15 protein-coding genes are annotated in these 13,073 nt (G+C 29.7%); 3 read left to right on the top strand and 12 right to left on the bottom strand.

What is annotated here, in order from left to right; all coding sequences use genetic code 11:
- Nucleotides 1-33: 33 nt before the first annotated feature.
- The 3 genes from BS62_RS02400 to BS62_RS02390 are packed head-to-tail and all read right to left on the bottom strand — an operon-like array spanning nucleotide 34 to nucleotide 2,926.
- Nucleotides 34-1,488 carry a CotH kinase family protein gene (locus BS62_RS02400; protein ID WP_496489640.1) on the bottom strand — a complete coding sequence of 485 codons (1,455 nt, stop codon included), beginning with the start codon at nucleotides 1,486-1,488 and terminating at the stop codon, nucleotides 34-36.
- 14 nt (nucleotides 1,489-1,502) lie between these two features.
- Nucleotides 1,503-2,189, bottom strand: coding sequence for a DUF4956 domain-containing protein (locus BS62_RS02395; protein WP_496489639.1), 687 nt, complete (start codon nucleotides 2,187-2,189; stop codon nucleotides 1,503-1,505).
- Nucleotides 2,138-2,926 carry a polyphosphate polymerase domain-containing protein gene (locus BS62_RS02390; protein ID WP_496489638.1) on the bottom strand — a complete coding sequence of 263 codons (789 nt, stop codon included), beginning with the start codon at nucleotides 2,924-2,926 and terminating at the stop codon, nucleotides 2,138-2,140. Before BS62_RS02390 ends, BS62_RS02395 begins: the two co-directional genes overlap by 52 nt.
- A gap of 212 nt (nucleotides 2,927-3,138) precedes the next feature.
- Between BS62_RS02390 and BS62_RS02385 the strand changes: the two genes are divergently transcribed.
- Together BS62_RS02385 and BS62_RS02380 are read left to right on the top strand one after the other, a co-directional pair.
- Nucleotides 3,139-3,816 carry a response regulator transcription factor gene (locus tag BS62_RS02385; RefSeq protein WP_496489637.1) on the top strand — a complete coding sequence of 226 codons (678 nt, stop codon included), beginning with the start codon at nucleotides 3,139-3,141 and terminating at the stop codon, nucleotides 3,814-3,816.
- Nucleotides 3,817-5,040 (top strand): sensor histidine kinase, encoded by a 1,224-nt coding sequence (locus tag BS62_RS02380; RefSeq protein WP_496489636.1) that lies wholly within the window; start codon nucleotides 3,817-3,819, stop codon nucleotides 5,038-5,040.
- A 71-nt stretch (nucleotides 5,041-5,111) separates the two neighbouring features.
- Here the strand turns inward: BS62_RS02380 and BS62_RS02375 are convergent, their stop codons facing one another.
- The 3 genes from BS62_RS02375 to BS62_RS02365 all read right to left on the bottom strand — a co-directional run bounded on the left by BS62_RS02375 (nucleotide 5,112) and on the right by BS62_RS02365 (nucleotide 7,753).
- Nucleotides 5,112-5,621: a TDE2712 family protein gene (locus tag BS62_RS02375; protein ID WP_496489635.1), complete on the bottom strand. Its 510-nt coding sequence runs from the start codon at nucleotides 5,619-5,621 to the stop codon at nucleotides 5,112-5,114.
- Nucleotides 5,622-5,753: 132 nt separating this feature from the next.
- Entirely contained in the window at nucleotides 5,754-6,230 is a 477-nt protein-coding gene (locus tag BS62_RS02370) for a hypothetical protein (protein WP_496489634.1), read from the bottom strand.
- A gap of 20 nt (nucleotides 6,231-6,250) precedes the next feature.
- Entirely contained in the window at nucleotides 6,251-7,753 is a 1,503-nt protein-coding gene (locus BS62_RS02365) for a carbohydrate-binding domain-containing protein (RefSeq protein ID WP_496489633.1), read from the bottom strand.
- Between the two features lie 183 nt (nucleotides 7,754-7,936).
- Between BS62_RS02365 and BS62_RS02360 the strand changes: the two genes are divergently transcribed.
- Nucleotides 7,937-8,950, top strand: coding sequence for a threonine aldolase family protein (locus tag BS62_RS02360; protein WP_496489632.1), 1,014 nt, complete (start codon nucleotides 7,937-7,939; stop codon nucleotides 8,948-8,950).
- A gap of 109 nt (nucleotides 8,951-9,059) precedes the next feature.
- Here BS62_RS02360 and BS62_RS02355 read toward each other — a convergent pair whose 3' ends face one another.
- The 6 genes from BS62_RS02355 to BS62_RS02330 form a co-directional block, all read right to left on the bottom strand.
- A complete protein-coding gene (locus tag BS62_RS02355) occupies nucleotides 9,060-9,512 on the bottom strand; it encodes a hypothetical protein (RefSeq protein WP_496489631.1) in 453 nt (150 codons plus the stop codon).
- 74 nt (nucleotides 9,513-9,586) lie between these two features.
- On the bottom strand, nucleotides 9,587-10,102 hold the full coding sequence (locus BS62_RS02350; RefSeq protein ID WP_496489630.1) for an N-acetylmuramoyl-L-alanine amidase: 516 nt from the start codon (nucleotides 10,100-10,102) through the stop codon (nucleotides 9,587-9,589).
- A gap of 126 nt (nucleotides 10,103-10,228) precedes the next feature.
- Complete coding sequence (locus BS62_RS02345) at nucleotides 10,229-10,654, bottom strand: CGGC domain-containing protein (RefSeq protein WP_496489629.1); 426 nt, start codon at nucleotides 10,652-10,654, stop codon at nucleotides 10,229-10,231.
- Nucleotides 10,655-10,681: 27 nt separating this feature from the next.
- Nucleotides 10,682-11,176: a GNAT family N-acetyltransferase gene (locus BS62_RS02340; RefSeq protein ID WP_496489628.1), complete on the bottom strand. Its 495-nt coding sequence runs from the start codon at nucleotides 11,174-11,176 to the stop codon at nucleotides 10,682-10,684.
- Between the two features lie 28 nt (nucleotides 11,177-11,204).
- The gene (locus tag BS62_RS02335; protein ID WP_496489627.1) at nucleotides 11,205-11,855 is read right to left on the bottom strand and encodes a DUF3786 domain-containing protein; all 651 of its coding nucleotides are present in this window, start codon (nucleotides 11,853-11,855) and stop codon (nucleotides 11,205-11,207) included.
- Nucleotides 11,856-11,882: 27 nt separating this feature from the next.
- Complete coding sequence (locus tag BS62_RS02330; protein WP_496489626.1) at nucleotides 11,883-12,920, bottom strand: S66 family peptidase; 1,038 nt, start codon at nucleotides 12,918-12,920, stop codon at nucleotides 11,883-11,885.
- Nucleotides 12,921-13,073: the final 153 nt, after the last annotated feature.

The following is a 13,073-nucleotide window of genomic DNA, read 5'->3' as shown; positions in this document are numbered from 1 at the left end:
TTATTTTTCTATCTATTACCTAGTTCCAAAAACTTATCTTCTAAATCCCATTTTGTTATTCATAGTTATATTTCCGGTTGTAGGAAGTTCTCCTGATAACTGTTTTTTAATATTCTCAACTCTATCTCTCACATAATTAATAATGGATCTGCCCATCATGCCTTTATCTCCATTAGGCTTACCTGGTGGTAATTGTCCTTTTGGTACTTCTGGTAGCATTCCTTCCGGCTTTTCATTATTTTTTTGATTTTGTGAAGCACTTGATACCTCGTCTGTATTATTAATATCTGAATATCTTATATTTTCTTCAAACTGTTCCATTGTATAAAATTTCGTAGGATCTTTCTCAACGTACGGTCTTATAATATTGGCAAGTTCTGTGACTCTTGGTTCAAATTTTTCAAGATAGCTATTAAGCTGTTGTACATACTCATGATATTTTGTTTTATACTCTTCTACTTCCAATAAATTATCTATTAACGGAACATCTTCTATATTAACTCCCATTACTGGTTCATCTATAGGTATAGTTGTGGCATCTCCTCCTGCACTAAATCCTCCCAGTGACATATTGTAATCCCAAGGAATAACAGTAAATTTTCCGTTTTGGCTATATAAATAGTAATTTTGTGTAAGATTTCCACTATAGCTATCATAATTGCCAAGAACAGTATTAGCTGCAATATATTTTAATGCACTATTTACATCTAGAACACTTTCAATATCTCCCTTTTTCCCATCTGGCATTTCATTCAAAGTACTTATTAAATTCTTAATATCTTTTTTTGTATCATCATCTCCTGATTTTAATTCACTTTTATCATAGTTACTACCTTCTACATATTTAAGTGTGCTACCTTGTTCTTGCTTATACAAATTTCCATCGTTTTTGCCAAATGTTCTTTCTAAGAAACTATCATCTACAGCTTCAACACAAAGGTAGAATCCATAAAGTTCATCATTTATATATAGATTTGTATAAACTGCTTCTGGTACATCTGCCCCTATTTCTCTAAGAGCTTCATAACTTAAATATTCACGCATATATGAAGGGTCTGAATACATGTTGTTTACAACAAATTCATCTAGTCCAAGAAGATTTTGACCTTCTACATATTCATCTAACTTGATTCTAAAGCTATAACGATTAGAGTCAGTATTTGCAACAGATTTTAGAGTAAGGTTTCCTTTCGTTCTAAAACCTACATTTTCTACAGTTACACCATTAACCGTAACCTTTGCACTTTTATATTCCTCTGCCATAGGATCTTCAAGTATACCCTTTAAATCCTTTTCTGAAATTTCAACTTTAATATCTATTACCTTATCTTTTTTAAATATTGATTCGTAATTTGCTGATGTTTTATTTGTTGTATTAGATGTAGATATTGATTTTCCATTATAAGCTTTATATATAACTGTTGTTAGTATGGCTACTGCTACAATGGCTATAGCTAATATTTTTTTCATTTTTCCATTCTCAATCATTTTATTATCCTCCATTAATACTCTAATTTGTCAGCATGCATAGATAATGTAATATTTAAGTTGCCATTTCTACATCTTAGATCATCTAAAAATTCTTTTTGACTTGTATTATTATCCATTGACACTGTATAAACAAGTTGATAAAGACTACCTAAATCAGTAGTTTTAACCTTTATAAGGTCATAACTATTTGTAAATTTTTCAAATACATCGTCAAAAGCGTCTTCGTAGTTTAAATCTTCTGGTATAGTTACTTTAAGTAATTTTTGTGATGTTTTCTTTGAACCAAAATTAAGTAAATTTAGAGTAAACATTAATAAACAAAGGAACATTGTAAATAAAATTGCATATCCAAAAGCTCCAACTCCACAAGCAAGGCCTGCTGCCATTGTAAATAGAATGTAGGATATATCCTTTGGATCTCCCGGCTCGCTTCTAAATTTAATTATTGAAAATGCACCGGCTAAACTGAATGCTCTTGCAATATTACTTCCTATTAATAACACAATTATTGCAACGACTATAGGAATAAGAATCAGGGTTAAGGAAAAGTTTTGAGAATATCCTTTTTTATTACATGTTTTCATATAAGTAAAACTTATTAACCCTCCTGAAATAAATGATATTACCATTGTTAATATTGCATTTGTTAAAGATATTGTTGTATCAACTGATGTTGAGTTGAATATTGATTGTAACATACTGTTTTTTCTCCTTTCATATTTCTTTCACTTGATAACATCTTTTTATATTCATTGCCGTATTTTGAAAAACTTGTTTTGTATATTTTGTATTCTGAAAGCAGCTTTGAAAGCCATATTGGAATATTCTTTTCTGCTTTAACTTCCATAAGGTACTTATTACTTTCTAATAAACTTTCTCCATAGTCCCCCATTTCAAGGTTTAAATCATATCTTCTTGTTCTTATATTTGTATCAAATGTTATTCTAAGATCTTTGTTTTTTTTAGAAAACAGTGCCTTTCTGTCATAAGCTAAATATACTTTAGGACTGAGATCATAGATTTTTAAAATATACTCAATTTCATTCATTACCTGCTTATTCATGTACTTTTTAATATCAGGTTTTGTACCTGTTTTTATAAAATCGTAAGCTTCATTTAGCTTTAATTTTGTTCTTCTTTTGTTTACAATACCGTTGAACTTTTTCTTTATCTCCAAATACACCTTGTCATCAATATCTGGAACCCCATAAGACCTTATTCTAAGTTTTTCTTTATATGTTGGTTTAGATAAAGAGGTTCTTATTAAATAATCATCATCTGTATCAAAGTAAATATTGCTTATTGTATAAAATCCATGTTCCTTGTTATAGTCATCAAACTCCATATATCTCATAAGATCATTTTGAATAGAGTCATATGTATCTTTATCAATTAAAAACTTAGTTTCATGTCTGTTAAAAACTTCAATTGCCATACTATCACCCCTTTCTGAGTACAATTCTACAAAGTAAACCTTAAACAAACCTTAAATAGTTTTATATTTTTCACTTAAGGTTTATTTAAGGTTTGTTTAAGGTTTGATATGGTATAATAATGAATAAAATTCGCTACGCTCATGTCTTAAGCGGCATTGAAGACCAGGTCTGTCGCTCAAATGGAAGTTAAAATAAATTGGAGGTTTTTATTTTGAGAATATTATTAGTAGAAGATGAGCTTCATTTAGCAGAAGCATTAACTCAAATACTTAGAAAAAATAATTATACAGTTGATACAGTTAACGATGGAGAATCTGGACTTGATAATGCTTTAAGTGATATTTATGACTTGATAATATTGGATATTATGCTTCCTAAATTGGACGGTATAAGTATACTTAAGCAAATAAGAAAGGAAGGAATAAAAACTCCAGTTATAATGCTTACAGCTAAAGGAGAAATTTCTGATAAAGTTGTCGGACTTGATAGTGGTGCAGATGACTATCTCCCAAAGCCATTTGCAACAGAAGAATTACTTGCAAGAATAAGAGCTTTATCAAGAAGAAAAGATGAAATATTACCTGATAACACTTTAAAATTTGGGGATATTGAATTAGATACTTCAACTCTAAAGCTATCTAAAGAAAATAAAGATATTAAGCTAATATTAAAGGAAAGTGAACTTTTAGAACTTCTTATTTCTAGAAAAAATATTGTTACTTCTAAAGAATTAATAATTGAAAAACTTTGGGGATTTGATTCTGATGTTGAACACAACCATGTAGAAGTGTATGTTTCTTTTTTAAGAAAAAAGCTTAAGTTCTTAAGCTCCAATGTAGGAATAAGTACTATTCGAGGGGTAGGATATATTCTGGAGGTAAGAAATTAAATGTTTAAACAACTTAGAAATAAATTTCTAATTCTTAATTTGGTCATAATTTCTGTGATGATGCTTGCTGCCTTTTCATCTATATATTTAATTACATATAATAATGTACAAAGAGATATAGATATGGAATTGAATAAATTATCAGGATTTGATAAAAGGCCAAATCTAAATCCCAAGGATTTACCACATAGCCCCGCTAATAATTTTCCTAAAGAAAGGTCAGTTTCTTTTAGTTTAATAACTGATACTGAAGGTAGTATAATAAGCTCTTTTTCTGTATTTGATATGGACAATGAATTTTATGAAAGTGCTAAAGATATTGCACTGTCTAAAAGTAGTAACACAGGAAAATTTAAATTAGGTGATTATAACTGGGCATTTATTAAAGAACAATATGTGAATGGATACAGGATAGTATTTTTGGATATAACTTCAAGACAAAATATACTTACAAATTTAATTTATACATTTTTAATTGTAGCATTATTTATGTTAATTATTATTTTCTTTATAAGTAGATTCTTTGCTAATAAGGCTATAAAACCAATTAAAGAAGCATTTGATAAACAAAAGCAATTTATTGAAGATGCATCGCATGAACTTAAAACACCTCTTGCTGTTATTAATACAAATGTAGATGTTCTTTTAAATGAAAATAAGTCAAAATGGCTTTATTATATTAAGTCTGAAGTTGAAAGAATGACAAAACTTACAAATGATTTACTTTATCTTACACAAATTGATTCTTCGAATGTAAAGATGTTATTTTCTGATTTTGATTTAAGTGAAACAATTGAAAACGTAATTTTAACAATGGAAGCTGTTATATTTGAAAATAATATATTATTAGATTATGATATTGAGCCCAATTTATTAGTACATGGCAATAAGGAACAAATTAAACAAGTAATAATGATACTTTTAGATAATGCCCTAAAATATACAAATTCTAATGGAAAAGTAAATGTTACTTTGAAAAAACAAAACAACAATATTATTTTATCAGTTACTAATACTGGAAAGGGAATTTCTAAAGAACACTTAGATAAAATATTTGACAGATTTTATCGTGTTGATAAGTCTCGTTCTAGAAATAGTGGAGGGCATGGGCTAGGCCTATCAATTGCTAAGGCAATAATTGAACAACACGGTTGGAAAATATCAGCTAAAAGTACTGTATTTGATAGTACAACATTTAGTATTGAGCTACGTCCTATAGATTAAATTATAATAAATAAAAAGATTACCTATATAATCTTATGACTACTTAGGTAATCTTTTTTATTATGTATACTTTATATACTAAGAAGCTTTTCTTCTATATATTCCTTAAATGGTTTACCTGATATTGTTACTGGGCCTTCCCCAAACATATCTACTGTAATGTTAAAGAAATTGATTATTAATTTATTTTCATCAATATAATATTCATCCATATGCCCTGGAATAAATATTACCTCATATTCTTCCTTACTTAATTTATCTTTCATATCGTCTAAATTAAGATGCTTTACTGGTTCTATCATCATATTTGTAAATCCCAAATCTTCAAGCATCCACATATTTTTATTCCAGAATCTACTTTCTTGTTTTGTCGGTTTATTTAGAAGTTCTCTGTTAGATATTGCTGAAAGTACCTTTCTTACAGAGTCCTTTGTAAAATCTTCATCATATAGATATTTCATATCCGTTTGATCAGCTAGTCCAATAAAAAATGAATCTGCTATCTTTTCTTTTTGATGTACTGAATCCCAAATATAAAGCATCATTTCTAAGATTTCACTTTTAATTACAATTTTAGCCAAGTTAAATCCCCCTTTTTTCTTTAAATATTTATTTGTCTGTGAAGTTATAGACGTATTACCAGTATAACACAAACTTGAGAAAAAAATAACATAACGGTTAGGCTTATATTTTTTAGATTCTGTTTAGATGCTTTATTGAAAATCTTTTTTTTCTCCTGGTTCTGGTCTTTGACCATCTTCTGGATTTCTTGGCCCTTCTGGATGTCCTTTAAAACCAGGTCCTTGATTAGAGCTTTTAGCAGTAGTTACTCCTAATTCATTAAGCCAAGTTACTGAGTTTGAAACAGTAAAATCTACAACTTTTGTTCCACCTTCATATTTTACATTAGTATAAAGTCCATCAGTTTTTGCTCCTGTTGACTTACCTCCTGAGTAAAGTGTATAAGTATTACCTTTTTTAAGTTCTGGTGAACTAATAACTAAAGCCTGATAATCCTTAGTAGTTGCAAATGTTGCTATAGTGTTGCCTTTGCTGTCTTGAAGACTTGCAATAGTTCCTGCAGATTGTATATTTGGATAATTCATTACAATTGAGTATTGAGTTGATGTATCTGAAGGTCCTTGAACCATTCCAGCACTTCCAGCAGATACAAGTAATCCACCAGTCATTTCAAATGCTCCATTATAGTCTAGGGCACCATTGCCATTTGAAGTTGGGCCACTTGCACTACCGTTCCTTTAGTCATATATATTGATCCATTTGAATCTAATCCATCTCCATTTGAATTATCAGAAATATATCCACCATTTATATTAAGTTTATTATTTTCAGAAGCATCAAAATTATTTTGTCCTGGACGTCCATTTGTTGAAGATTCATCAGCTCCTCCAGCAATATTTATTCCGTCATCATTCGATATAACATGTATTTCGCCATCTGAAATTGTTACTACAGCACTTTCTATACCTTCATAGCTTTTTGTTATGTTTATTTTTCCACCTTTTACTAATATATTTGAGTCTGCATGAATACCATCATCCCCAGAAGTAATGTTAATGTTACCACCTAATACTGTAACACTGTTGTTAGCATGTATAGAATCATCAGCAGAATCAATATTTAATGTACCTCCACCAATTCCTATGTCTAAAGATGATTCAATTGCCTTTGCGCTTTGTGATTCTTCTTCTGTATTTACAGTGGCTTCTGTATTTGCATCAGTTTCTGTATTTACATTATTATCTCTATTACCAAATGGACCTTTCATAGCTTCTGCTTTTTTAGTTCCATTTACACTTCCACCACCACAAGTAATATTTAATGAACCTTTATTTATAAGCACTGCTTTTTCCCCTTGAATTCCATCTGCTTTAGCTTTTATGTTAATTTTTCCATCTTCAATAGCTACAATTCCTTTGGTATCATCACTATCATTTGTTGCTTTCAATCCATCTCCACCAGATTCGATATTTATGGTACCAACTTTAACTGATATTATATCTCGCCCTAATAAACCATCATCAGTTGAATAAATTTGAATGTTTCCATCAGTGATTTTCAAATCATCTTTACTTGTTATACCATTATTGTAATTTCCTCTAACTGTTAGTTTACCCGTTCCATTTATTGTTAGGTTGTTCTTACTGAAAATCGCTGCATTTGGCTCATCACTTGATGAATCATCTAAAACATAGTTTTCCCCATCTATTATTGTGTTTTCTGTACCTTCTTCTAGAGAAATAATTGTCTTTTCTGCGTTCTTTACATAAATAGGTGCATTGTCTGAACTATTTATTTCAGCCCCATTTAATACAAGTCTAACAGTTCCCTTATTTTGAACATCTACAATTATTTGACCATTATCTAATTTGCCACTTATTGCATAAACTCCAGCTGAATCTATTGTAATTTTACTTCCTTCAATCTTTGCCCCAGAGCCCTTTAGACTTGCAGTAGTTTTGTTAAGTGTAATGTAATTTGGATTTTCATTTTTCCAATTGCTATAATAGTCATCCTTATCGTATTGTACCAATTCACTTATAGTATCTTTTATAGATTTATTACCAATAATACTTGCTGCAACCTCTGTAGATAATTCAGTCTGCATTTTAGAATTTTCACTACAGGCAGACAATAATGTAGTACACATAAGTACTGACAATAGCTTTAAATATCTAGATTTCTTATGCATTATACGTCCTCCTTATTTAACCATTTAATTAAAATTTCTATATCACTTTCATGTGACTATTTTATATATGAAACCTTAAATAAATCTTAAATGATTAGATATTTTTTAGAGGTTATTTTCCACTTTTATCTAAATTTGTTATATACTTTTACCATAGATTAAATTTTAAAGGGGGATTACATAATGTATAGTTTTAAAAACGATTATAGTGAAGGGGCACATCCAAGGATTTTAAATGCTTTAGTAGAATCAAATATGGTTCAAGAAGAAGGTTATGGAAGTGACTCTCATACTCAAAATGCAATATCTAAAATAAAAAAAGCAATAGGAAATGATAATGTTGATGTTCACTTTATATCTGGAGGAACTCAAACAAACTTAATAGCTATCAGTGGCTTTTTAAGACCTTATGAAGCTTGTATATCTGTAAACACAGGACATATTGAAGTTAACGAAGCTGGTGCAATTGAAAACACTGGGCATAAAGTTCTTACAGTAAATTCAAATGATGGAAAGATAACAATAGAGAAAGTACAAGAAGTATTAAACACTTATGTTGATGAAAACACTGTAAAGCCAAAGCTTGTGTATATTTCTAACTCAACAGAATTAGGTACAATATATACTAAAGATGAACTTAAAAACTTAAGTGAATTCTGTAAGGCCAATAACCTTATATTATTTGCAGATGGTGCAAGATTAGGTTCTGCCCTTTGTGTTAAAGAAGCAGATGTAACATTAGCTGATATGTGTGAGTTTACAGATGCGTTTTATATAGGTGGAACTAAAAATGGGGCACTTATTGGAGAAGCATTAGTAATAAAAAATGATAATCTTAGAGATTGCTTTAGATACAATATGAAACAAAAGGGATCAATACTTGCTAAAGGAAGACTTTTAGGAATACAATTTGAAGAGTTATTTACTGATAATCTTTTCTTTGAATTAGCAAATCATGCTAATGAAATGGCAGATATTTTAAGAGAAGGTTTAAAGAAAGCTAATTGTAGGTTCTTAGTTGATTCTCCAAGTAATCAAATATTCCCTATTTTAGAAAATAAGCAAATAGAAAAATTGCAACAAAAGTTTAAATTTTATGTTTGGGAAAAAGTTGATGATAACCACTCTGCTATTAGATTAATTACTTCATGGGCTACTAAGAAAGAAGCTGTTCTTGAATTTATAAGCGAGTTATAAGCCTAAAATTCGCTACGCTCATGTCGCCAACGACCTTGAAAAACAGGTCCGTTGCTCAAGTTTAGTAGTTGAAAATTTATAAAAGCCTAACTATATAGTTAGGCTTTTATTATTTATCTCCTATAAACTGATCTCCCATTATATCATTTAAATCAGATATAATTTTTTCATTTTCTCCGACATATAAAACAATAATATTTCCTTTTTTATAAAAATGGGGATATGAAATCCAATCAATAACCATTGACTTATTTCCATCGCTATACCCAAACCCATTCATATTTATGTTCTTTGCATCATCTTCCATTTTTTCATTGTTATTGTATAAATAAATTTCTAGTGCATCTTTTCCAATTACCATTCTCTTTTTCGTTTTAGAAAGGAAATCATCTACGTTTTCTACATCTTGAACTTCAAAATCATAATTTTTTGCTTTCATTTCATTTGTAAACTGTTCTATATCGAAAGTGCCTTTTGGATCTTTTTTAGTACAACCTATAAACATAGTAATTATTAATGACGATAAAAAAAATAACACAATGTACTTGTTCAAATTTCTCATATATTTTTCTCCCTATATATAATAATATATTATAGTTTATTTACAGGTTAGATTATTTATGTTGTTTATATTTTTTAACTAGTTATTCCTTTAACTATAGCACATGCCATAGTATATACATTGTAAATGCTCATATCATAACAATTATCTATAAAACAGCACTCAATGATTAACGATGGCATCTTTGTATTTCTTAAAATATATAATCCAGGCCTTTCCTTGACTCCCCTATTTCTAAAACCTAATTTACTTATATTTTCGCATATGCTGTTAGCTATATTTGCAACTTCAGAATCCATGCTATAAACAAGTACTTCAGTTCCACAAGTCTTTTTGTCTAATGCATTAAAGTGTATACTTACATACAAATCACAATTACACTCATTTCCTATTTCAACACTTTTCCTAAGATATTCTTCTTTTGTATTTGCACAATTTACAGTTGCATCTACTACTTCGTAACATTTATCTTTTAAAAGCCTAATGACTTCCCTTGCTACCTTCCTAGTTTCTATACTTTCATTTTTAATACCTATTGCTCCACTACCTGGCCCAGTTAAAGTATGGCCTGCATTTATACATATTTTCATAATATCTCTCCTAGAAATATATTCTATATTTATATATTCTTTTGGATGTATTTTCTTTACAAATAGTGTGAAAAGACCCCTACGTCACTTGCCGTTCCGTCGGGGTCTTAATATTTAACATTATTTTTACAAATTAGATTGTTTGTGTTGTCTATATTTGCCGTCTTCCCTTTTTACTTCTGCTCTAGCACTTACATATGTACCTTCTACTACATTTTCAAATCCTCTTTTTCTTATTATGTCTTTTATATAATCTATATGTGGACATCTATCGTAGTGGTAATTGTCAGTTGTCATACATGAAGACAAATGTATTACAACCTCTTCTTTTTTAATATTGTTCTTTGATAACAATATTCTATTAAGGTGCGATAAGTGTGATGATACATCTTTGCCACAACATCCCCCACAAGTAAATGCTATGTATCTTATACTATCTTCGTATCCTTCAAACTCACCTTCTCTATTGTAAAATGAGTTTGTGCATGCAGCCCCACTACATCTTCTCTTAGCTATATCACATTGAATCATAACAACATACTTAGTTTCCATTTACCTTACCCCCATATGGTTAATTTTTTATAATTTATACTCCATAAATCTTGTTCCTTTAATTGGATTATACGTATATGGCTCAATATCATAAAATCCTAATGACGTATATAAATCTTGTGCCTTTTTCATAGTTGGCAGAGTATCAAGTCTTATATAACTGTACTTCAATCTCCTAGCTTCCTCAATTATCATAGTAATAAGTTTTATTCCAATTCCTAGGCCTTTAAAATCATCTTTAACATATAGCCTTTTCATTTCGCATATATCTTCAGAAATCTTTCGAAGGGCTATACACCCTACTCCTTTGCCATTGACTAATACTAATATTAAAGCTCCTTGAAGTGGTCCATATTTCCCTGGTAGTTCCTTAAACTCTTCTTCATAGTTTTGAAAAGAGAGATCTACATTCAGTGATTGGGCGTATTCTAAAAAAAGTAGTTTAACTTCTTCTATAAAACTTCTATCATATATATATTTGAACTCAACAAAATTGTTTTTGTTATCAAATATCGATTCCATAAAATCCCCCTTCAAATAATATCACGATTTATTTTTCTTTACGGGCAGCTGCAATTATTTCATCTACTGACATAAAGCATAGACCAGCTAAATCTTCTACATGAAGTTCCTTTGGAGCTGAGCTGTCATAAAGAATAGAAGCAGTAGCTTCAAACTCTTCATCTGCCAACCACAATATAAATCTCATCGGAACATTTGGCAGTACATTAATTTCTATGGCAACATCTCCAAAAGGTATCTCTTTTCCACCTAGTCTAATACCAGCTTTTAAAAGAAGATCTCCTTCATTTCCAAAAAATTTTACTAGCTTATTTATTCCCTGAAGTGCAAAACCATTATAAACATAACCAACCCCATCTAACTCTCTAAATGGCACCCATTTATTTTTCAATCCACTATTAGTACATCTGTAAAGATAACTTAGAATTGTTGTTTTATCAATTATTTTTCTATTTTCATGTTTTAAAGAACTTTCTTCAGCAGCATCCTTTAGAGTTACAGTTCCCTCTGGATAGGAAATTAAATATTCTCTATTAAAATAAATTAAAGTAAGTTGTTTTTTTTGAGAATCATAGTAAGCCCCACTTCTCCTAGCAACCTCTTCTGGGTCGTATTTTTCAAATTCTGTACGTAAAGTTTCATAGCACAGATTATAATTATTTTTTTCATCCTTAATCATATAAATATCCCCCTGGTTTTGTGTTTATTAAATTACCCCTGATTCCATAATACTAAAATTAAGCTTGTTACAGTCAATTTCAGCCATTGCTCCATAAGGTATAGTCATCATAGGAGCAGTATGACCAAAATTCATATTATAAAGAATAGGTAGATCACTTAGTTTTAGTTCATCTCTTACTACTTTTAAAATAGCTTTTTTATATTCTTCATAATACATATTATCATATGGCTTTCCAAAAATAATTCCATTTGCTTTATTTAAAATACCTTGAGAGCCATAATTTCTAAGCCAGTATTCAAAATACTTTGGATCTGGTTTATCTTCAGATGTTTCAAAGAATATTATTGAGTTATTCCACATTTCTTCATTTGGCCAAATCTCTGTGCCCTTTAACATTTCAAGTACTTCCATACATCCACCAATTAATCTACCTATTACTACTCCTTTTCCTTGTAATAGTTCATATCCTGTGTTTGTATTTGTTTTTCTTTTTGTATCTTTATTTTTTTCGTCCCATGGTAAAAACTCACTAGTCCATATATCTGATGGATCAATAACTCCTATTGGTGAATCATTAAATAATGCTTTGTGGACCCAATGTTTTGTGTAGTCAAACATATTAATATTTTCAGCAAATTCAGCTAGTATTGAAGGTCCATAAAAACTAGAAATTCCAGCTTTTAGACATATCATATGTGTAACAGTAGTATCTGAATAACCTATAAAAACCTTTGGGTTATTTCTAATTACATCAAAATCTATGTAAGGTAATATTCTAGCACTTTCATATCCTCCAATACATGAAAAAATCCCCTTAATTGATTCATCTTTAAAGGCTTCCATTAAGTCCTCAGCTCTTTTTTGAGGATTGTTATATATGTATTCTGATCCTTTTAGTGTATTTGGCATTTCAACTACTTCTAATCCAAATTCTTCTTCAAGACGTTTTTTTCCTTGTTCATAACGCCATAATATATCGCTATCTCCTGCTCCACCCCATGATAAACTCACAGTTACAACTTTATCTCCCTTTTTTAATCCTTTTGGCTTTATTAAGTTCACAAAAAATCCCCCTTTTAATATTTTATTGTGATATACATCTAACCGCTGTTATTTCTTTAAATGTATTATATTGTTTTTGAGATGTCAATATTATCTTTCTTCGTATTATTTCAAAGTTGTATTGACAAAAACTATTATATGCTATAAAATGAA

This window comes from Sporacetigenium mesophilum DSM 16796, from assembly GCF_059569055.1.
The sequence above is the reverse complement of the archived record's forward strand: the minus strand, read 5'-3'. Positions and strand labels throughout refer to the sequence as shown.

Coding starts and splice junctions, on each gene's coding strand:
- BS62_RS02400 (WP_496489640.1), bottom strand. CDS start 1,488: ATGATTGAGAATGGAAAAATGAAAAAAATATTAGCTATAGCCATTGTA.
- BS62_RS02395 (WP_496489639.1), bottom strand. CDS start 2,189: ATGTTACAATCAATATTCAACTCAACATCAGTTGATACAACAATATCT.
- BS62_RS02390 (WP_496489638.1), bottom strand. CDS start 2,926: ATGGCAATTGAAGTTTTTAACAGACATGAAACTAAGTTTTTAATTGAT.
- BS62_RS02380 (WP_496489636.1), top strand. CDS start 3,817: ATGTTTAAACAACTTAGAAATAAATTTCTAATTCTTAATTTGGTCATA.
- BS62_RS02370 (WP_496489634.1), bottom strand. CDS start 6,230: ATGACTGGTGGATTACTTGTATCTGCTGGAAGTGCTGGAATGGTTCAA.
- BS62_RS02365 (WP_496489633.1), bottom strand. CDS start 7,753: ATGCATAAGAAATCTAGATATTTAAAGCTATTGTCAGTACTTATGTGT.
- BS62_RS02360 (WP_496489632.1), top strand. CDS start 7,937: ATGTATAGTTTTAAAAACGATTATAGTGAAGGGGCACATCCAAGGATT.
- BS62_RS02355 (WP_496489631.1), bottom strand. CDS start 9,512: ATGAGAAATTTGAACAAGTACATTGTGTTATTTTTTTTATCGTCATTA.
- BS62_RS02350 (WP_496489630.1), bottom strand. CDS start 10,102: ATGAAAATATGTATAAATGCAGGCCATACTTTAACTGGGCCAGGTAGT.
- BS62_RS02345 (WP_496489629.1), bottom strand. CDS start 10,654: ATGGAAACTAAGTATGTTGTTATGATTCAATGTGATATAGCTAAGAGA.
- BS62_RS02340 (WP_496489628.1), bottom strand. CDS start 11,176: ATGGAATCGATATTTGATAACAAAAACAATTTTGTTGAGTTCAAATAT.
- BS62_RS02335 (WP_496489627.1), bottom strand. CDS start 11,855: ATGATTAAGGATGAAAAAAATAATTATAATCTGTGCTATGAAACTTTA.